The 19,371-nt window shown below is 69.6% G+C and carries 17 protein-coding genes; 5 read left to right on the top strand and 12 right to left on the bottom strand.

What is annotated here, in order from left to right:
• The first annotated feature begins 268 nt into the window (after nt 1–268).
• Nucleotides 269–856 (top strand): DUF4190 domain-containing protein, encoded by a 588-nt coding sequence (locus AB0C25_RS31340; RefSeq protein WP_357377987.1) that lies wholly within the window; start codon nt 269–271, stop codon nt 854–856.
• A gap of 236 nt (nt 857–1,092) precedes the next feature.
• On the opposite strand, the gene AB0C25_RS31345 is transcribed toward AB0C25_RS31340, so the two are convergent.
• Nucleotides 1,093–2,382, bottom strand: coding sequence for a DUF6350 family protein (locus tag AB0C25_RS31345; protein WP_357377990.1), 1,290 nt, complete (start codon nt 2,380–2,382; stop codon nt 1,093–1,095).
• 199 nt (nt 2,383–2,581) lie between these two features.
• Here AB0C25_RS31345 and AB0C25_RS31350 point away from each other — a divergent pair, with 199 nt between their 5' ends.
• Complete coding sequence (locus tag AB0C25_RS31350; protein WP_357377992.1) at nt 2,582–2,848, top strand: DUF4190 domain-containing protein; 267 nt, start codon at nt 2,582–2,584, stop codon at nt 2,846–2,848.
• 74 nt (nt 2,849–2,922) lie between these two features.
• Here AB0C25_RS31350 and sucD read toward each other — a convergent pair whose 3' ends face one another.
• The 3 genes from sucD to AB0C25_RS31365 form a co-directional block, all read right to left on the bottom strand.
• Nucleotides 2,923–3,810: a succinate--CoA ligase subunit alpha gene (gene sucD / locus AB0C25_RS31355; RefSeq protein WP_357247041.1), complete on the bottom strand. Its 888-nt coding sequence runs from the start codon at nt 3,808–3,810 to the stop codon at nt 2,923–2,925.
• A 2-nt stretch (nt 3,811–3,812) separates the two neighbouring features.
• Nucleotides 3,813–4,991, bottom strand: a complete 1,179-nt coding sequence (gene sucC, locus AB0C25_RS31360; protein WP_357377994.1) for an ADP-forming succinate--CoA ligase subunit beta — start codon at nt 4,989–4,991, stop codon at nt 3,813–3,815.
• A gap of 437 nt (nt 4,992–5,428) precedes the next feature.
• Nucleotides 5,429–5,833 carry a cobalamin B12-binding domain-containing protein gene (locus tag AB0C25_RS31365; protein ID WP_088987674.1) on the bottom strand — a complete coding sequence of 135 codons (405 nt, stop codon included), beginning with the start codon at nt 5,831–5,833 and terminating at the stop codon, nt 5,429–5,431.
• Between the two features lie 492 nt (nt 5,834–6,325).
• On the opposite strand from AB0C25_RS31365, the gene AB0C25_RS31370 reads away from it, so the two are divergent.
• Nucleotides 6,326–7,033 (top strand): M23 family metallopeptidase, encoded by a 708-nt coding sequence (locus tag AB0C25_RS31370; RefSeq protein ID WP_357377996.1) that lies wholly within the window; start codon nt 6,326–6,328, stop codon nt 7,031–7,033.
• Nucleotides 7,034–7,296: 263 nt separating this feature from the next.
• Entirely contained in the window at nt 7,297–8,067 is a 771-nt protein-coding gene (locus AB0C25_RS31375) for a M23 family metallopeptidase (protein WP_357377998.1), read from the top strand.
• 16 nt (nt 8,068–8,083) lie between these two features.
• On the opposite strand, the gene AB0C25_RS31380 is transcribed toward AB0C25_RS31375, so the two are convergent.
• Together AB0C25_RS31380 and pcrA are read right to left on the bottom strand one after the other, a co-directional pair.
• A complete protein-coding gene (locus tag AB0C25_RS31380) occupies nt 8,084–9,082 on the bottom strand; it encodes a hypothetical protein (protein ID WP_357378000.1) in 999 nt (332 codons plus the stop codon).
• A 98-nt stretch (nt 9,083–9,180) separates the two neighbouring features.
• On the bottom strand, nt 9,181–11,586 hold the full coding sequence (gene pcrA / locus AB0C25_RS31385; protein WP_357378002.1) for a DNA helicase PcrA: 2,406 nt from the start codon (nt 11,584–11,586) through the stop codon (nt 9,181–9,183).
• A gap of 276 nt (nt 11,587–11,862) precedes the next feature.
• Here pcrA and AB0C25_RS31390 point away from each other — a divergent pair, with 276 nt between their 5' ends.
• Entirely contained in the window at nt 11,863–12,258 is a 396-nt protein-coding gene (locus AB0C25_RS31390; protein WP_357378004.1) for a chorismate mutase, read from the top strand.
• 112 nt (nt 12,259–12,370) lie between these two features.
• Here the strand turns inward: AB0C25_RS31390 and AB0C25_RS31395 are convergent, their stop codons facing one another.
• The 6 genes from AB0C25_RS31395 to AB0C25_RS31420 all read right to left on the bottom strand — a co-directional run bounded on the left by AB0C25_RS31395 (nt 12,371) and on the right by AB0C25_RS31420 (nt 19,371).
• Nucleotides 12,371–13,384 (bottom strand): dipeptide ABC transporter ATP-binding protein, encoded by a 1,014-nt coding sequence (locus AB0C25_RS31395; RefSeq protein ID WP_357378006.1) that lies wholly within the window; start codon nt 13,382–13,384, stop codon nt 12,371–12,373.
• Nucleotides 13,377–14,405: an ABC transporter ATP-binding protein gene (locus AB0C25_RS31400; protein ID WP_357378053.1), complete on the bottom strand. Its 1,029-nt coding sequence runs from the start codon at nt 14,403–14,405 to the stop codon at nt 13,377–13,379. Before AB0C25_RS31400 ends, AB0C25_RS31395 begins: the two co-directional genes overlap by 8 nt.
• 25 nt (nt 14,406–14,430) lie before the next feature.
• On the bottom strand, nt 14,431–15,399 hold the full coding sequence (locus tag AB0C25_RS31405) for an ABC transporter permease (RefSeq protein WP_357378008.1): 969 nt from the start codon (nt 15,397–15,399) through the stop codon (nt 14,431–14,433).
• Nucleotides 15,392–16,318 (bottom strand): ABC transporter permease, encoded by a 927-nt coding sequence (locus AB0C25_RS31410; RefSeq protein WP_357247074.1) that lies wholly within the window; start codon nt 16,316–16,318, stop codon nt 15,392–15,394. The genes AB0C25_RS31405 and AB0C25_RS31410 overlap by 8 nt, the downstream gene beginning before the upstream one ends.
• Before the next feature lie 148 nt (nt 16,319–16,466).
• A complete protein-coding gene (locus AB0C25_RS31415; protein WP_357378011.1) occupies nt 16,467–18,104 on the bottom strand; it encodes an ABC transporter substrate-binding protein in 1,638 nt (545 codons plus the stop codon).
• A gap of 580 nt (nt 18,105–18,684) precedes the next feature.
• On the bottom strand, nt 18,685–19,371 hold the full coding sequence (locus AB0C25_RS31420) for a response regulator transcription factor (RefSeq protein WP_357378055.1): 687 nt from the start codon (nt 19,369–19,371) through the stop codon (nt 18,685–18,687).

Raw genomic sequence — 19,371 nt, forward strand, 5'->3', positions numbered from 1 at the left:
CAGGATGCCCCTCCGCTGGGCGGTGCGCCGATCTTCGACAGCGTCGACGTGCATCGACCCGGTACGCTGCCGCTCGCTCGGGCCGAACGTCCCGCCAACCCGCGCCACGGCGCTGGCCCGACCCGCGGAGTTGAGCAAGAACTGCCTTTTCCTGCGCTTCGGGAAGAATGTCTACCGGTTGCCGCACTGGGCATCGGGAGGACTGAACGCGATCATGGATGGAAACACACAGCAGTAACTGACGGAACCAGTCCAAGGAGCTTTTCGAATGCAGCCCGGTAACCCCGGTCAGGACCCGTACGGCCAGCAGCCCAACCAGGACCCGACCGCACCTCCGCCGCCAGCCGCCCCGTACGGCCAGCAGGACCCGTACGCGGCACCGCAGGCCCCGTACGGCCAGCAGCCCACCTCGGGTCAGCCCTACGGCCAGCAGGACCCGTACGGCCAACCGCAGGCCCCGTACGGCCAGCAGCCCACCTCGGGTCAGCCGTACGGTCAGCCGCCGGCGTACCAGGACCCGTACGCCCAGCAGCAGCCCCAGTACGGCAGCGCCCCGGGGTACCCGAACGCCGGGTACCCGCAGGCGCAGGGGCAGAACAACACCCTCGGCCTGGTGTCGATGATCCTCGGTATCGCCTCGATCCCGCTGCTCTGCTGCTTCTACCTGGGCATCCCGGTCGGCATCGCGGCAGTGGTCACCGGTTACCTCGCCCGGCAGAAGGTCGCTCAGGGCCAGGCCAACAACGCTGGGCAGGCCAAGGCCGGCCTGATCTGCGGCGCGGTCGCCGTCGCGCTCGGCATCGTGTTGATCATCCTGTTCGTCGTGGCACAGGTCACGCTGCCTGGCCAGGCCTGACAAGGCTCGCTGTCGACGGGGCGCTCCGGATTCGTCCGGGGCGCCCCGCGCTCGTTCACCCGCACGAAGACGCGGCCGGGGCCTGGCCTACCGGGCCGGGACGCGGGTGAACGCTCTTACTGGGCCGGGGCGCGCGGGTGAACGCTCTTACCGGGCCGGGACGCGCGGGTGAGCGCTCTTACCGGGCCGGGACGCGGGTGAGCGCTCTTACTGGGCCGGGGCGCGGGTGAGCGCTCTTACTGGGCCGGGGCGCGGGTGAGCGCTCGGGTGGCCGCGGCACCGAGGAGTGCGCCGACCGCGATCACACCTGCCGCCACCGCCCCGACCTGCCAGCCCACCGGCCCGACCTGCGCCAGCCGGCCGGCGCCGAGCGACCCGCCGGACACCGCGGCGGCCACGCCGAGCAGCACGCCGGCCACCGGCCCGGCCAGCGCCGCTGGGACCAGCACCTCGGCCCAGCGCTGCGGGGCCCGCTCTGGCCCGGCGAGTCGAGCCACCCGGCGGGCGAGCAACCAGCCGGCGACCATCCCGGCCAGCACGGGCACCGCGAGCAGGAGAGCGCCGAGGCCGTCCACCGGACCTCGCGGCAGACCGGCGAGCAGTGGCACGGCCGGCAACGCGCCGACCGACACCTCGCTGGTGCGGACCGCGGTGTCGACGCCGACCGCGAAACCGGGCCCCAGCAGGTAGCTGGCCGACCAGATCGCCGCGTTCGGCGCGTACGCGGCGCTGACCAGGGTGATCCCGGCCTGCCCGGCGACCCCGGTCCGGTACGCGCCGATCATGTCGGCCGCGTCGCCGCCGCCGGTGGCCACCGCCAGGCCGGCCGCCCCGGCACCCGCGCCGAGCAGCAGCAGCCCGGCCACCAGACCACTGCGCACACCGTCGCGCACCGGGGCCGGCAGCCGGGTGACGAGCAGCCGGGTCACGGCGGTGACGCGGGTCGCGCCGACCAGCGCGGCGAGGGTGCCGACCACCGCGAACGTCACTCCGGCCCGGACCACCGACACATCCGGTCCGTTGGCGCCGATCAGCACCGCCGCCAGCGCGCCAAGCAGCGCGTACGCGATGCCGACCGCGCCCGCGGCGAGCAGCGCCCGTCGCGGCGAGCGGGTGTCGCGGGCGCCGATCGCGCGGCTGACGTGCACGCCGGCCCGGGTCAGCCGCCACAGCGCGAGCACGGTCAGCGCCAGCGGGGCGAGCCCGAGCGGACCGGACGCGGTGTGCAGCGGCACGCCGTGCCCGAGCAGCCAGCCGGCCAGCGCGGTGCGCAGGGTGTTGGTCAGAGTGCTGGAATCCGTGCCGAGCTGAACCAGGCCGAGCACGATGGCGACCGGCAGGTAGGAGGTGAGCGCGGCCCAGCAGGCGGCCACCCCGGCGGCGACGGGCAGCGGCGCACGCCCGCGTGGCGATCCGCCCGAGCGGGACGCGGGCACCCGTCGGGCCGGCGCGGCACGGTCGACCGGCCGGTCGTCGGCGCGCACACCGCCGGGACGGCTGGGACGGTCAGGGGTGACGGGGGACATCCGCTCTACTCTGGCACGTCGTGAAGGCGGTGGCAGTCCGTTAACCCGTCCAAAGGGCGACGAGTTGACCGAACCAGGGCCTCGGCGACCCGGTCCGGGTCTAGCCTCGGCCAGAGGGGGCGCGAGTCGCCACCGCCCGGGTCGGGTCCGCCGGTCGTGGTCCGGCCGGCTCGCCGTCCACGACCGCCCGGAGGAAGCTGTGACGACGCCATACCCGCCACCCCCGCCCCCACCGGCGCGCGGACGGGACCGGACCACGCTCTGGGGTGTGCTGGGCATCGTGCTGGGGCTGATCTGCTGCGGCATCCTGGGCATCATCTTCGGCTACCTGTCGATCCGGGACGCCCGCCGCTACGGGCAGTCCCCGCTGCTGGGCTACCTCGCCATCGTGTTCGGCGTGATCAACATCATCGGCGGTACGATCCTGCGGGCGACCGGCAACTACCCGTTCTGGAACAACGACTGACGCACGAGGAACAGGCGTACGCCGAAGGGGGTCGACCGTGACCGGTCGACCCCCTTCGCTGTTGCCTGGCCGGCTCAGTTGCCGGACATGATCTCCCGCATCAGCTTGGCGGTCTCGGTCGGCGTCTTGCCGACCTTGACGCCGACCGCCTCCAGCGCCGCCTGCTTCGCCTCGGCAGTGCCGGCCGAGCCGGAGATGATCGCCCCGGCGTGACCCATGGTCTTGCCGGGCGGAGCGGTGAAGCCGGCGATGTAGCCGACCACCGGCTTGGTGACGTTCGCCTTGATGAACTCGGCGGCCCGCTCCTCGGCGTCGCCACCGATCTCACCGATCATCACGATGGCGTCGGTCTCCGGGTCGGCCTCGAACGCCGCCAGGGCGTCGATGTGGGTGGTCCCGATGATCGGGTCGCCGCCGATGCCGACGCAGGTGGAGAAGCCGATGTCGCGCAGCTCGTACATCATCTGGTAGGTCAGCGTGCCGCTCTTGCTGACCAGGCCGATCCGGCCGGAGCCGGTGATGTCGGCCGGGATGATGCCGGCGTTGGACGCGCCGGGCGAGGCGATGCCGGGGCAGTTCGGCCCGATGATCCGGGTCTGCTCACCCTTGGACACGTTGTACGCCCAGAACGACGCGGTGTCGTGCACCGGCACGCCCTCGGTGATCACCACGGCCAGGCCGATCGCGGCGTCGATCGCCTCGACCACGGCGGCCTTGGTGAACTGCGGCGGCACGAAGATGACCGTGACGTCGGCCCCGGTCTCGGCCATCGCGTCCGCGACCGACGCGAAGACCGGCAGCTCGGTGCCGTCGAAGTCGACGGTCTGGCCCGCCTTGCGCGGGTTGACGCCGCCCACCACGTTCGTGCCGGCGGCGAGCATCCGCCGGGTGTGCTTGGAACCCTCGGAACCGGTCATCCCCTGAACGATGACCTTCGAGTCCTTGGTCAGCCAGATAGCCATGATCAGACCCCCGCAGCTGCCAGCTCGGCGGCCCGCTCGGCCGCACCGTCCATGGTGTCCACCCGCTGCACGAGCGGGTTGTTCGCGCCGTCCAGGATCGCCCGGCCGGCCTCGGCGTTGTTGCCGTCGAGACGGACGACGAGCGGCTTGGTGACCTGCTCGCCGCGCTGCTCCAGCAGGGCCAGTGCCTGGATGATGCCGTTGGCGACCTCGTCGCAGGCGGTGATGCCGCCGAAGACGTTGACGAAGACGCTCTTCACGGCCGGGTCGGAGAGCACGATCTCCAGCCCGTTCGCCATCACCGCGGCGCTCGCGCCGCCGCCGATGTCGAGGAAGTTGGCCGGCTTGACGTTGCCGTGCCGCTCACCGGCGTACGCGACGACGTCGAGGGTCGACATGACCAGACCCGCGCCGTTGCCGATGATGCCGACCTCGCCGTCGAGCTTGACGTAGTTGAGGTCCTTGGCCTTGGCGGCCTGCTCCAGCGGGTCCACGGCGGCCTGGTCCACGAGCGCCTCGTGGTCCGGGTGCCGGAACGCGGCGTTCTCGTCCAGGCTGATCTTGGCATCGAGCAGCAGCATCCGGCCGTCGCCGTTCTTGGCGAGCGGGTTGACCTCGACCAGGGTGGCGTCCTCGGCGACGAACGCCTGCCACAGGCCGACGGCGATCTCGACCACCTGGTCGGCGACCTCGGTCGGGAAACCGGCGGCGGTCACGATCTCGCGAGCCTTGGCCTCGTCCACGCCCTTGACGGCGTCGATCGGGGCCTTAACCACCTTGTCGGGGGTGTCGGCGGCGACCTGCTCGATGTCCATGCCGCCGGCCACGCTGGCGATGCAGAGGAAGGTGCGGTTCGCCCGGTCGAGCAGGTACGAGAAGTAGTACTCCTCGGCCACGTCCGCGGTCACCGTGATCATGACCTTGTGGACGGTGTGGCCCTTGATGTCCATGCCGAGGATGTCGGTGGCACGGGCCACCGTCTCCTCGGCGCCCTCGGCCAGCTTGACGCCGCCGGCCTTACCGCGGCCGCCGACCTTCACCTGCGCCTTGACGACCACGCGACCGCCGAGGCGGTCGGCGATCGCACGGGCCTCTTCCGGGGTAGTGGCGACGCCGCCGGCCAACACGGGCAAGCCGTGCCGCTCGAACAGGTCCCGCCCCTGGTACTCGTACAGGTCCACGATTGCGCGTCCCGTCCCGTCTCCGCGGCGCGCCGTCGCGCCGCCACCAGCGTTCAAAAACAGTTTGACGCCTGTCATCAGTTGAAACAGGCCATTGGCCGCAGCCTAGCGAGGTCGACACCGCCGGCAACCGAGCGGGTGCGTGGTGTGCGCTAATGCACAGCCGGACATCGGGAGCGGCCGGTTTCCGACCACGACCCGGTCCGGATCCACCGTCCGGGCGATGTTGCCCCGGTGGCGTAACCCGGCCGTGGGGGCGTCGTTGAGTCAGGTGTCGGAGCGCTGAGCAGCGCAAAGACGGGATACGGCCGATGCCCTGTCGGTCGAGGGGTGGCGGCGGGGCATCGTGCATAGAGGGGCCGGACGTGTGAGGGGTGCGTCCGGCCCCTCCCCCGTGCCCAAATCCGGTCGCATGAAGCCGACCGTCGCGGCGAGCCTCAGGAAACCGGCTGCGCGACGTTCTCTCGGACCCACTCGACGATCGCCTGAGTGGTGGCGCCCGGCGTGAAGATCTTCGCGACGCCCAGCTTTTCCAGCTCGGGAATGTCGCCGTTCGGAATGATGCCGCCACCGAACACGACGATGTCGCGGGCGTCCCGCTCACCGAGCAGTTCCAGCACCCGCCGGAACAGCGTCATGTGCGCGCCGGAGAGGACGGACAGGCCGACCGCGTCGGCGTCCTCCTGGATGGCGGTCTCCACGATCTGCTCGGGGGTCTGGTGCAGGCCGGTGTAGACGACCTCCATCCCTGCGTCGCGCAGTGCACGTGCGACGACCTTCGCTCCCCGGTCGTGGCCGTCCAGACCGGGCTTGGCGACGACGACCCGAATTCGAGAGCTCATCAGCGCACACCTTTCACCGGCTTCACGGCCATCACCTTAACGAACGGTAACCCGACGGGCCCGGCCCGGGAAATCCGGGCCGGAAGCCGGGTCCGTGATCAGTCAACCGCGTGGTGCGACCATCGCGCAGCCCGGCAGGCCCTGCCGAGGCGATCCGGTGCCACGCCGAGAGGATCCGGCGCGGCGGAACCGACGCCGCCCCGCGCGACCCGCAGTCAAGCCGGACGAGTCCGCCGGACCGGTCACGCTCGGCGACGAACGGGCAGCATCCGGGGCACCGTTCGGCGTCACGATGCATGACAATCATGGACGCAAACGGACAGATCGACACGCCAATTTCTCGCTCTAGCTTGTGACTCCCCTGGTGGTTGGCTAACGTGTCCACGGTTGTCATCAGGTCCATGGACGGGTGACGACGCGGTCAGCGGACGTTCATCGGAGCTTCACGAACGTCCACCGGCCGCTTCGGAACCCCGACAACGGAGGGTGTGCGTGCGCCAGCGCCTGTCGTCTGAGCCCGATCGATATCGCGGTCGTCGCCGCGTGCCCACCCCACCGCGTAGCCGTTACGCCGCTGTCGTCACCACCGCTTTCGTCGGGGCCGGCATCGTCGCACTCGGCGCCAGCGCCCTGCCGGACGCCAAGGACGTCAGCCCGAAGGTGCTCGACGAGCTCAAGCAGGCGTCGGTCAGCAGCCAGGACCTCAAGGCCCGTGCGGACAACGCCGACCGCGCCTCGCGGGACAGCCGCAGCAAGGACAGCGCCGAGCCCGAGGTGTGGCTGCTGCCGCTTCAGGGCTACGACTTCAACTCCCCCTACGGGATGCGCTGGGGCAAGATGCACACCGGCGTCGACCTGGTCGCCGCCGAGGGCACGCCCTTTGTGGCGATCCACGACGGCCTGGTCACCAAGGCCGGCTGGTTCGGCGGGTACGGCAACGCCGTGATCGTTCAGCACGCCGACGGCAGCGAGGCCATCTACGGCCACTCCTCCGCGGTGAGCGTCAAGGAAGGCCAGCAGATCAAGGCGGGCGACCAGCTCGGCCTGGTCGGCCAGACCGGTCACGCCTACGGCACCCACCTGCACCTTGAGATCCATGTCAAGGGCAAGCCGATCGACCCGGTGCCGTTCCTGCAGGACCGCGGAGTGGACATCAAGCTGCAAGTCGAGGCAATTTACAGCGAGGTAGCCGGCTCCTGACGCTGCGTACCGACCGTTGACCGCCCGGATCTGTCGATCCGGGCGGTTTTTCGTTGGCTGATGTCTGCCAGGTCACAGTGGAGATTGTGAGCGGCGACACTGGACCGCATGATCACTTTTCCGGTCTTAGCGCCCCAGAGCGGGTCATATCCGGGCAGGTGAGCCGCCCTCCATCACCCGGCCACCCGGTCCCCATCCCGCCTCCAGGCCGGCCCGACACCAGTATTTCGAGGTCAAGTGCCCCTCGACTGTGAAGGTCCGCCGTGCAGGAAGACAGCCCCGTCCAGAACGAGAACACCCCCGACACCGCTCCCACCGGGCAGCCGGAACTCCCCCGCCGGCGCAACCGCCTCATCGTGCTCGGCGCCGCCGCTCTGCTCGCCCTCGGCGTCGGTGGCGTCGTCGTCGCCACCACCGGCACCGACCAGCCGGCACCCGCCGCCGTCTCCCTCGACGCGCAGTCCCGCAACGAGGCCGCCAGCCGGGCCGACCGCTCGACTCGCGAGTCGAGCACCCCGGCCGCTCCCTCGGTCAGCCCCACACCGACCCCCTCGGCAACCAGCGCCAGTCCGGCACCCACGAAGACAGCCGCCGCGAAGGCCAAGCCGAAGCCGAAGAAGACCACCAAGCCCACGCCCGCCTGGGTCAACCCGATGCCGGGAGCCGAGGTCACCTCCTGCTACGGGCAGCGCTGGGGCACCCTGCACGCCGGCATCGACCTGGCGCTGCCCTCCGGTACGCCGATCCGCGCTGCGGCCGCCGGCACCGTGACCCAGGCCGGTGACGCCTCCGACGGGTACGGCAACTCCGTCTTCATCGACCACGGCAACGGATACCTGACCCACTACGCCCACCAGAGCCGCATCGCGGTCACCGTGGGGCAGGCGGTCAAGGCCGGCCAGGTCATCGGCTACGAGGGCGCCACCGGCGACGCCACCGGCCCACACCTGCACTTCGAGGTGCACCAGGGCATGTGGAACCAGATCGACCCGGCCCCGTTCATGCGCTCGCACGGCGTGGACCTGGGCTGCTGAGGCAGAGATCCATCGGTCAGCTCGTGCCGCTGGCTGCGACGCCGCGCTCGACTGCCTCGTAACGCCGCGCCACCTGGTGGAACGCCTCCTTCGGCTCCCAGCGGGACGGGTCATCGGACGGTATTCGCACCACGCCGAAGCCAGCCATGTCCAGGTCTCGACGCGGGTCCGGGTGGTGCGGGAAGTCCGGCATGACGAAGGTGAAGACGAAGCAGCCGTGTACGCCGTGCGCGGCGTAGAGGTCGATGAGTTCGGCCAGGTACGCCGCCTGGGTGGGCTCGTCGCGTACGTGTCCGTCCCTGACCTGGGGCGGTTGGGCGAACCAGTTCACGATCCGGAACGAGCCCGGCCCGCGGCGCTCGGCACCGAGGTGGGCGCCGCACCCGAACTCGGTGATGACCACCGGTTTGTCCGCCTCGTGCAGCAGGGCGCGCAGCCGTTGCTGGTAGACGGCGGGGTCGGTGCCGAAGCGGTAGAGGTTGACGCCGACGAGGTCGAAGCCGGACCAGTCGACCTTCTCCCAGAAGCCCGCGGCGTAGGTGACCGGCCCGTGGAATGCGGCGCGGGCGATGGGCAGGGCGGCGCCGAGCAGGGCGTTGAGCTTTCGGGTGATCCGGCGGTCGAAGAAGCGTCGCCACCGCACCAGCACCTGGAGCCGGATGAAGACACGCGGTCCCGGGACCATCCCCGGGGAGGTGAGGGAGAACTCGCTGCCGACCAGCAGCGTGACTCGACCCGGGTACTCGACGCGTAGTTCCTCGGCCGCGGTGGCCGTCGCCGTGAGATGGGCCAGGACCTCGCGGCGCGGGCGGTCGGCGACATACGGCCGGATGTAGACATCGAGCCCTACGTCCAGGGCGCTCCGCGCCGCTTCCATCTGCGTCCGGGTATCGGTGCCGATCACCATCACCGTCGTGCAGTGCAGGGTCTCGCGGATGGCGCGCATGTCCCGGCGCAGCGCCGCGCCGGAGGTATGGCCAGCGACGTACGAGATACCTCTGATCTCCAGGCTCACGCTGTCCACTATCCGGCCCGGATACGGTGTCGGCCACGGTCCAGGAGCGAAAATAGACCTTGGTTCACATCCCGATACCTTCGGCGCTGTCGGGTGGGTCAGAGCTTGTCGACCGGGGCGTGCCGGAGCACCAGCCACATCGTCTGGTCGCCGAAGTCGATCTGCGCACGGGCACCCGGGCCGTGCCCCTCGACGGCGAGCACTCGCCCCAGCCCGTACCGCTGGTGGTTGACCCGGTCACCCGCGGAAACCTTCGGCCCCTGCGGCAGCTCACTGGCCGTGGTCAGCCGGCTGGCGTCCACGCCGAGCCGCTGTGCCAACTGGGCCGCCTTCGGCGTACCCCCGGTGAAGTTGCCACGCGCGCCGGGCGCGCGGTCCGCGCGGCCGCCGACGCCGCCGCCCCCGCCGGCCCACGAGGTGTACGACCCCTCGGTGCGCTCCCAGTGCACCAGCTCGGTCGGCAACTCCTCCAGGAACCGCGACGGCGGGTTGTAGGACGGCTGCCCCCAGGCCGAGCGGGTCACCGCGCGGGACAGGTAGAGCCGCTGTCGGGCGCGGGTGATGCCGACGTACGCCAGCCGGCGCTCCTCCTCCAACTCGCGGGTGTCGCCCAGCGAGCGCAGGTGCGGGAAGACGCCGTCCTCCAGCCCGGTCAGGAAGACGACCGGGAACTCCAGCCCCTTGGCGGTGTGCAGCGTCATCAGGGTGACCACGCCCTGGTGGTCGGGGTCGTCGGAGGGGATCTGGTCGGCGTCGGCGACCAGCGCCACCTGCTCCAGGAAGCCGGCCAGGGTGGCCCGCTCCCCCTCCTCGCCCTGCGACTCGATCCGCTCGGTGTACTCCCGGGCGACGCTCACCAGCTCCTGGAGGTTGTCCACCCGACCGGCGTCCTGCGGATCCAGGCTCTCCTCCAGCTCGGTGAGGTAGCCCGAGCGGGTCAGCAGCGCCTCCAGCACCTCCTCCGGGGTGCCGGTCTCGGACAGCTCGCGGGCGCCGTCGAGCAGCGCCACGAAGTCGGCGATGCCGTTGGCCGCCCGGCTGGAGATGCCCGGCGCCTCCCGGGCCCGGCGCAACGCCGCGCCGAACGAGATCCGGTCCCGGCTGGAGAGCGCCTCGACACACGCCTCGGCGCGGTCGCCGATCCCCCGGCGAGGGGTGTTGAGGACCCGCCGCAGGCTCACCGTGTCGTCGTCGTTGACCACCGAACGCAGGTACGCCAGTGCGTCGCGGACCTCCTTGCGCTCGTAGAAGCGCACCCCGCCGACCACCTTGTAGGGCAGGCCGATGCGGATGAACACCTCTTCGAACACGCGGGACTGGGCGTTGGTGCGGTAGAAGACCGCGACGTCGCCGGGGCGGGTCTCGTCGGCGTCGACCAGTCGGTCGATCTCCCGGGCCACCCAGTCCGCCTCGGCGTGCTCGGTGTCGGCCACGTAACCGACGATCTGCTCACCGGCGCCGGCCTCGCTCCACAGCCGCTTGGGCTTGCGGGAGGTGTTGCGGTCGATCACCGCGTTGGCCGCGTTGAGGATGGTCTGGGTGGAGCGGTAGTTCTGCTCCAGCAGGATCGTCCGCGCGTCGGTGTAGTCGCGCTCGAACTCCAGGATGTTGCGGATCGTCGCGCCCCGGAACGCGTAGATCGACTGGTCGGCGTCGCCGACCACGCACAGCTCGGCCGGCTCCACCCCCTCGGTGCCGGAGACCAGCTCCTTGATCAGGATGTACTGGGCGTGGTTGGTGTCCTGGTATTCGTCCACCAGCACGTGCCGGAAGCGCCGACGGTAGCTTTCCGCGACGTGCGGGTGGGACTGGAGCAGGTGCACCGTGGTCATGATCAGGTCGTCGAAGTCCAGCGCGTGCGCCTCACGCAGTCGGCGCTGGTAGAGCGTGTACGCCTCGGCGAGCGCCCGCTCGTTGGGCCCGGTGGCCCGTGCGGCGAACTGCTCCGGATCGACCAGTTCGTTCTTGAGGTTGGAGACCTGGGCGGCCAGCCCCCGCGCCGGGTAGCGCTTCGGGTCGAGATCCAGCTCGCGGGTCACCAACTGCATCAGCCGGCGGGAGTCGTCCGCGTCGTAGATCGAGAACGTCGACTTGAGGCCGGCGTGCTCGTGCTCGGCACGCAGGATCCGCACGCAGGCCGAGTGGAACGTCGACACCCACATCAGGCGCGCCCGCGGACCGACGAGCGCGGCCACGCGCTCCTTCATCTCGCCGGCGGCCTTGTTGGTGAAGGTGATCGCGATGATCTCACCGGGGTGCACGTCCCGCGCGGCGAGCAGGTAGGCGATCCGGTGCGTGAGCACCCGGGTCTTGCCGGATCCGGCACCGGCCACGATCAGCAGCGGCGAGCCGGCGTGGCTGACCGCGTCGCGCTGTGGCCCGTTGAGCCCGGCGAGCAACTGCTGCGGATCGAGGCGCGCGGGGGCCGGCCCGGGTCGGTGCGGGCGGGCCGGCGCGGACTCCGGCGCAGGCGGGGACGCGGGAATGTCGAAGAGAGGATGCATCGCCCGACAAGTCTATGCCGCCGGTCGGACACTCCCCCGACCGCTGCGCCGAGGCGCGGGCAAGGACCGCTGGATGCTTGCGCAGCCGGCGCCGACGCCGGCATACTCGTCAGCGTGATCGCTGCGCGCTACCACTTTTACTATGGCACCGGGAGTCCGGCTGCCGTAGGTCGCGCCTGATCGATTCAGACCTGCAAAAGCCCCGGGCTCCTGGAGTCCGGGGCTTTTTCCGTCCCGAGTTCCGGGCACCGGGCACCACCGTGCGAGAGGTACCCGATGATGGCAGACGTGATGGAGCAGAGCGGCGGCCCGACCCGGCCCGAGGCGGAGCAACCCGTGCCGAACGGGACCGAGGCGACAGTGCCCGCGTCGGCGGCGGTCGACAACGCCAGGCCGGTCGAGGCGCGGACCGGCACCGAGGAACCAACCGCCTCGGCGCGAATCGTGCAGATCAGGCAACGGATCGACGAGATCGACAATGCGATGATCGCGCTCTGGCAGGAGCGGGCCGCCCTGTCCCAGGAGGTCGGTGCGACCCGGATGGCGTCCGGCGGCACGCGCCTGGTGCTCTCCCGGGAGCGGAAGATCCTGGAGCGGTTCCGCGTCGCGCTCGGTGCCGACGGCACCCAGTTGGCCCTGCTGCTGCTCCGCGCCGGCCGCGGCCCCCTCTGAGCCCGATGGCGAGCGTGCGCCCGAGCCGGCCGGGAAGCGGTCTGGTCGGGTCACAGACAGACGAAACCGCCTGCCGTCGTCGTGGTGACGTCGGCAGGCGGTCTCGGGTGACTCAGACCTCGTGGGTGGCGACGATCTCGCGCCGCTCCGCGAAGTGGCAGGCGCTCGGGTGGTCCGAGTCCCGCCGGATCTCCAGCAGCGGGACCTGCTCGGCGCAGACGTCCTGCGCCTTCCAGCAGCGGGTCCGGAACCGGCAGCCCGAGGGCGGGCTGATCGGCGACGGCACGTCACCCGTGAGCCGGATGATCGTCTTGTTGTTCCGCTGCGTCGGGTCCGGAACCGGCACCGCCGACAGCAGAGCCTGGGTGTACGGGTGGGTCGGCCGCTCGTAGATCTCGTCCTCGGTGCCGATCTCGACGATCTTGCCGAGGTACATCACCGCGACCCGGTCCGACAGGTGGCGAACCACGGACAGGTCGTGGGCGATGAAGATGTACGAGAGCCCCAACTCGCCCTGCAACCGCTCCAGCAGGTTCATCACCTGAGCCTGGATGGAGACGTCCAGCGCCGACACCGGCTCGTCACAGACGATGATCTCGGGCCGCAGGGCGAGCGCGCGGGCGATGCCGATGCGCTGCCGCTGACCGCCGGAGAACTGGTGCGGGTACCTGTTGATGTGCTCGGGGTTGAGCCCGACCAGGTCGAGCAGTTCCCTGACCTTGGCCCGGCGACTGCCCTTCGGCGCCACCTCCGGGTGGATCTCGAACGGCTCGCCGAGCAGGTCACCGACCGTCATCCGCGGGTTCAGCGAGGTGTACGGGTCCTGCATCACCAGCTGGATCTGCCGGCGCAGACGTCGCAGCGCCCCACCGGAGAGCTTGGAGATGTCCTGGCCCTTGTAGACCACGTTGCCGGCGGTCGGCTTCTCCAGGTTCATCAGCACCCGGGCGAGCGTCGACTTGCCGCAGCCGGACTCGCCGACCACACCGAGCGTCTCGCCAGCGCGCAGACCGAACGAGACCCCGTCGACCGCCTTGACCTGACCGACGGTCTTCTTGAACACCACACCCTGCGTGACGGGGTAGTGCTTGACCAGGTCCTTGACCTCGAGGATGTTCTCAGACACGGTTCACCAGCTCCTCGGCGAAGTGGCAGGCGCTGGCCCGGGCGGGGCCGATCTGCAGCAGCGGCGGGAGTTTCTCCCGGCACACCGGCTGAGCCATCGGGCACCGCGGGTTGAACGGGCAGCCCGGCGGGATGTTCATCAGGTTCGGCGGCAGGCCCTTGATCGTCCGGAGCTGCTGCCCCTTCTCGTCGAGGCGCGGGATCGAGTCGATCAGACCCAACGTGTACGGGTGCGCCGGCTTGGCGTACAGCTCGTACACGTCGGCTTCCTCGACGATCCGGCCCGCGTACATGACCGCGATCCGGTCCGCGACGTCGGCGACCACGCCGAGGTCGTGGGTGATCAGGATCATGCCCATCTGCCGCTCACGCTGGAGCTCGGCGAGCAGGTCCATGATCTGGGCCTGCACGGTCACGTCGAGCGCGGTGGTCGGCTCGTCCGCGATCAGCACCTCCGGGTCGAGCGCCAGCGACATCGCGATCATCGCGCGCTGCCGCATACCACCGGAGAACTGGTGTGGGTAGTTGTTGAACCGGCCCTTGGCGTTCGGGATCTTGACCTGGTCGAGCATCTCGATCGCGCGCTTCTTGGCCTCGGCGCGACCCATGCCCCGCCGGACCCGGAACTGCTCGGCGATCTGGAACCCGACGGTGAAGACGGGGTTCAGCGCGGAGAGCGCATCCTGGAAGATCATCGCGATGCCCTCGCCGCGGATGCGGCGACGCTCCTCGTCGGACATGCGGAGCATGTCCTTGCCGTTGAAGCGAACCTGACCGCCGGTGACGAAGCCGGGCGGCGTGTCGAGGATGCCCATGATGGTCTGCGCGGTGACGCTCTTGCCGGAGCCGGACTCGCCGAGCACGGCGAGGGTCTCCCCCGCGTCGACGTGGTACGTGACTCCGTTGATGACCTTTGCGACGCCGTCCCGGGTGCGGAACTCCACCCGCAGATCGTCGACCTCGAGCAGCCGGCCAGAGGGACGTCCGGACCCGCCGGATCCCGGCGCGGACTGCTCGGACACGAGAATGTCGGACACTGGATCTCCCCTAGCGGAGTTTCGGATCGAGGGCCTCGCGGACCGCCTCACCGAGCATCACGAAGCTCAGCACTGCGGCGACGAGGAACGCGGCGGGGAAGAACACCAGCCCCGGCGCGACCCGGATGAAATCCTTGCCCTCGCTGATCATGATGCCCCAGGACACCACCGGCGACTTCAGGCCGACACCCAGGAACGACAGGGTGGCCTCGGCACCGATGAACGAGCCGACCATGATCGTGCCGTAGACCAGCAGCGGAGCCAGGCAGTTCGGGAGCAGGTGCTTGAGGATGATCCGGCCGCTGCCGGCACCCAGCGCGCGGGCCGCGATGATGTAGTCGGCGTCCCTGGTGGCGAGCACCGAGGAGCGCATCAGCCGCATCACGACCGGCCAGCTCAACACGATCAGCGAAATGATCACGAGGGCCATGATCTGGGCCTTGCTGTTGCCGGAACCCGAGCCGTTGAACGTGGTCAGGATGACGATCGCGCCGAGCACGAACGGCACACCGAAGAACACGTCGCCGATCCGGCTCAGCAGCCCGTCCACCCAGCCACCCCGGTAGCCGGCGATGACGCCCATCGCTCCGCCGAGGAGCAGGGTGCCGATCACCGAGAGCATGGCCACGATGATGGACGCCCGCGCGCCGTAGATGACCCGGGCGTAGACGTCCCGGCCCTGCACGTCGTAGCCGAACCAACCATTGGCGGACGGCTTGTCGAGGCTGCGGGACAGCGATCCGTTGACCGCGTCACCCGGGGCGAACAGCGCCGGGAAGGCCGCCATCAGCAGGAAGAACACGATCAGCGTGGCCGAGACCCAGAACAGCGGCTTACGCCGGAGGTCGCGCCAGGCGTCACCCAGCAGACCACGCGGCTTCTCGTTGCTCTGCGGCGCGCCCGCGGTGGCGGGAGCCGGAGAGTCGGTCGGGTGCGCGGCAGGGGTGCTGACAATCGATGCGGTACTCGGGTCACTCATAGCGGATCCTCGGGTCCAGGGCGGCGTAGAGCAGGTCAACCAGCAGGTTCATCACGAGATAGACCAGCACCAGGACGACCACGATCCCTACCACGGTGGCGCTCTCTTTGGTGATGATCGCGCGGTAGACCTCGCGGCCGATGCCGTTGATGCCGAAGATCCCCTCGGTGATGATCGCGCCGCCCATCAGGGCACCGAGGTCGGTGCCGAGCAGGGTGACCACCGGGATGAGCGAGTTGCGCAGCAGGTGCACCCCGACAACCCGGCGCATCGGCAGACCCTTGGCGATGGCGGTGCGCACGTAGTCGGCACGGCGGTTCTCCGCGATGCTCGTTCGTGCCACCCGCGCGATGTACGCCACCGACGCGCTGCCGAGCACGAAGCCCGGCACGATCAGCTCGGACCACCGCATCTCGGAGGAGACGGTCGGCTTGATGATGCCCCACTGCACGCCCAGCAGCCACTGCAGCACGAAGCCGACCACGAACACCGGCAGCGCGAGCAGGAAGAGCGTGGAGACCAGGACCAGGTTGTCCAGGAAACCGTTGCGGCGCAGGCCCGTCAGGACGCCGGCGCCGAGACCGATCACGGCCTCGATGGCGAGCGCGACCAGGGCCAGCTTCAGCGTGTTGGGGTACGCCGTGGCGATGATGCCGCCGATGTCGCGCTGCGAGAAGGTCTGACCGAAGTCACCCTGGAGCAGGTTCTTCATGTAGTTGAAGTACTGCACGAAGACGTTCTGGTCCAGGTGGTACTTCTCGGTCATGAACGCCACGTACTGGTCCGGGCAGCGGCGCTCGCCGCACTTACCGGCGAAGGGGTCGCCCGGTACGGCCCAGACGAGGGCGTAGATCAGGAACGTCGAGCCGATGAACACCGGCACGAGTTGGAGCAGCCGTCTCAACAGATAACGGCCCATGGGGTGGTCCTCCAGACAGGGGGCGCGTCGGACGGCCGACACGGTGGTGACAACGTGCGAGTGGAGTGTTGTAACACCCAATCGCGGAACGGCCCCGGGTCGGGCTCACCGGATGTGGCGAGCCCGACCCGGGGTCAGACCGTTCGGATCAGAGCTCGACCGAGGTGATGTCGAGTTCGCCGACGTTGTTCAGCTCGAGCTTCTTGATCTTCTCCGAGTGGCCGGACTGCTGGCCGTAGAAGTAGATCGGGATGCTCGGGACGTCCTGGTCGATCTTCTCGACGGCCTTGGTGAACGCCTCGTGCGAGGCCTCCAGGCTCGGCGCGGCGCTGGCCTGCTTGGCCAGGGCGTCGACCTCGGGGTTGCTGTACAGGCCGTCGTTCGAGGAGCCACCCGTCACGTACAGCGGGTTGATCCAGTTCTCGACGTCCGGGTAGTCCTGCTGCCAGGCAGCGCGGTACGGGCCCTTCATCGCGTGGGCGTTGACGTTCTGGCGGAAGACCGCGAAGGTCGGCACGCCCTCGGCCCGAGCCTCGATGTTGAGGTTGGTCTTGACCTGCTGCGCAACCGCGTCCATCCAGTCCTTGTGGCTGGAGTCCGAGTTGTAGTAGAAGACCATCTCGCCGGTGAAGCCGCCGGCCTCGGTCAGCAGCTGCTTGGCCGTGGTCGGGTCGAACTTGCAGGCGGTGCAGTTACCCGGCTTGGCGCCCGGGGTCAGCGGGTTCGCCCAGCTGTCGGCCGGCTTACGGGTGCCGAAGAAGATCTTGTCCGAGATCTCCTGCCGGTTGATCGACAGCGACACGGCCCGACGCAGCTTCGCGTTCTGGAAACGCTTGTCGTACATCGGGAACGCGATCAGCGCGGTCGTCGGCGTGACGGTGTTGCGGCCCCGCGGACCGAGGTCGGTCTTCCACTTGTCACCGGCGAGCGCCGAGGTGGGCAGGGACTCCAGGAAGTCCAGGTTGTTGGAGAGCACGTCCGCGTAGGCGGCCGTCTCGTCCTGGTACAGCTTGACGTCGACGTCCTTGATCTTCATCTTGTCGCGAAGATTGTAGTCGTCGAAGCGCGTCAGCTTGATGAGCGAGTTGTCGGCCCACGACACGAACTTCACCGGGCCGTTGCCGATCGGGTTCTTGCCGAACTCGTCGGGCTTCTGCGTGAAGAAGGCGTCCGGCAGCGGCATGAAGGCGCTGTAGCCGAGCTTGGTCGGGAAGACCGCGGTCGGCGCCGACAGGGTGACCTCGAAGGTCTGCTCGTCGACGACCTTCAGGCCGGACATCTTCTCAGCCGTCGGCGCCGGGGCCTTCTTCGGGCCGTCCGCGCCATCCGGGTCACTGGTGTAGGTCTGCTCGAAACCCTGGATGTCAGAGAAGAAGCTGCCGTTCTGCGCGCCGTTCGGCGAGTAGGCGGCCCAGTTCCAGGCGTCGACGAAGTTCTTCGACTTGACCTCGGTCCCGTCGTGGAACTTCGTACCCTTCTTGATCTTGATCGTGAAGACCTTGGAGTCCGTGGTGTTGATGGACTCCGCCAGCGCGTTCCGCGGGGCCCCACCGTCGTTCGGGTACTCGACCAGGCCGGTGAACAGCCAGTCGACAATCTTGCCGCCGCCGGTCTCCGTGGTGTTCGACGGGACCAGCGGGTTCTCCGGCTGGACACCGTGGATGACAATCGCGCCGTCGCCGCTGGCGGCAGTTTCGCCTTCGCCACCGCTCGAGCAACCGCTCGCGACAAGCGCGGCAGCCGCGCTGAGCGCGATCGCGCTCGTCGCCCGCTTCGAGACTCTCATTCCGAGGGGCCTCCTCTTTCTAACCAGGTTCCGTCGTGGGTTTCACGCACGTTTTGGGGGTGACACCGCCCGACCACCCCGGGGCGCGGGTCGCCGGGACCACAGGGAAGTTGGGGACACCCCTGATGTTCCGATCCGCCGGGCTCCCCCGCCAACGAGGCGTGACACGACGCGGAGGGCACGGCCACGAGCCGCCGCGAAGGGCGGGGACATGGTCATGGGCCGTACGGAGTGCCACACACCGATGGTGAGGTGCTGCCACTGTGACACCAACTGGCCTCTTCCGTGAAGGTGCCGTTATCAAGCCGTTAGTTGCCCGCCACGTTGCCGATACTTGAAAAATGATCATAAAACGGTCGGCGGAGGTAGCACTGAGCAGGAAATACGTTGCGCCACCCGCAGAAGCGGTCCCGGCCCGCGCTCAGCCTCCAAGCCCACCTCTGCCCGTCAGGGCGCCCAAACCCGCTCGCATTTCGACCCGTCCGGACAGGTCGACTACGACTGCACGGGCACGATCACCGGCTGGGTGGACGAGTGCGCGGAGATCGTTTGTCTGATCCTCGGCCGCGGTGACGCGCGGTCACACCAGCCGGCGGTCCGCCGCCCAGCGGGAGAGTTCGTATCGGTTGGACATCTGCAGCTTGCGGAGCACGTTCGACACGTGCGTCTCCACCGTCTTGATGGAGATGAACAGCTCCTTGGCGATCTCCTTGTACGCGTACCCCCGGGCCAGCAACCGCAGCACCTCCCGCTCCCGGTTGGTGAGCTGGTCCAGCTCGGGGTCGGCCACCGGGGCGTCCGGCCGGGCCGCGAAGGCGTCCAGCACGAACCCGGCCAGCCGAGGGCTGAACACCGCGTCGCCGTCGGCCACCCGGCGGATCGCCGCGGCCAGCTCATCCGGGGAGATGGTCTTGGTCACGTACCCCCGCGCACCGGCCCGGATCAGCCCGATCACGTCCTCCGCCGCGTCGGAGACGCTCAGCGCCAGGAACTTGACCTGCGGGTGGGTACGCCGCATCGCCTCCAGCACCGCGCGCCCGCCGCCGTCGGGCATGTGCACGTCGAGCAGCACCACGTCCGGGCCGACAGCCGCGATCCGGGTGACCGCCTCGGCCACGGTGCTCGCCTCGCCCACCACCTCGACGTGGGCGCCCAACTCCGCGCGCACCCCGGCCCGGAACATGGCGTGGTCGTCCACCAGAAACACCCGGAGCCGCTCGGGGCGGGACTCCGCCGGGTCGAGGTGCTCGGTCGGCTGCTCGGCCAT

The organism is Micromonospora sp. NPDC048839, from assembly GCF_040649915.1.
GTDB lineage: Bacteria > Actinomycetota > Actinomycetes > Mycobacteriales > Micromonosporaceae > Micromonospora.

Excerpts from the sequence above, each read along its gene's own strand:
- AB0C25_RS31410 (WP_357247074.1), bottom strand. The coding sequence starts at position 16,318 with ATGGGCCGTTATCTGTTGAGACGGCTGCTCCAACTCGTGCCGGTGTTC.
- AB0C25_RS31415 (WP_357378011.1), bottom strand. The coding sequence starts at position 18,104 with ATGAGAGTCTCGAAGCGGGCGACGAGCGCGATCGCGCTCAGCGCGGCT.
- AB0C25_RS31390 (WP_357378004.1), top strand. The coding sequence starts at position 11,863 with ATGATGGCAGACGTGATGGAGCAGAGCGGCGGCCCGACCCGGCCCGAG.
- AB0C25_RS31345 (WP_357377990.1), bottom strand. The coding sequence starts at position 2,382 with ATGTCCCCCGTCACCCCTGACCGTCCCAGCCGTCCCGGCGGTGTGCGC.
- AB0C25_RS31405 (WP_357378008.1), bottom strand. The coding sequence starts at position 15,399 with ATGAGTGACCCGAGTACCGCATCGATTGTCAGCACCCCTGCCGCGCAC.
- AB0C25_RS31420 (WP_357378055.1), bottom strand. The coding sequence starts at position 19,371 with ATGGCCGAGCAGCCGACCGAGCACCTCGACCCGGCGGAGTCCCGCCCC.
- pcrA (WP_357378002.1), bottom strand. The coding sequence starts at position 11,586 with ATGCATCCTCTCTTCGACATTCCCGCGTCCCCGCCTGCGCCGGAGTCC.
- AB0C25_RS31340 (WP_357377987.1), top strand. The coding sequence starts at position 269 with ATGCAGCCCGGTAACCCCGGTCAGGACCCGTACGGCCAGCAGCCCAAC.
- AB0C25_RS31365 (WP_088987674.1), bottom strand. The coding sequence starts at position 5,833 with ATGAGCTCTCGAATTCGGGTCGTCGTCGCCAAGCCCGGTCTGGACGGC.
- sucD (WP_357247041.1), bottom strand. The coding sequence starts at position 3,810 with ATGGCTATCTGGCTGACCAAGGACTCGAAGGTCATCGTTCAGGGGATG.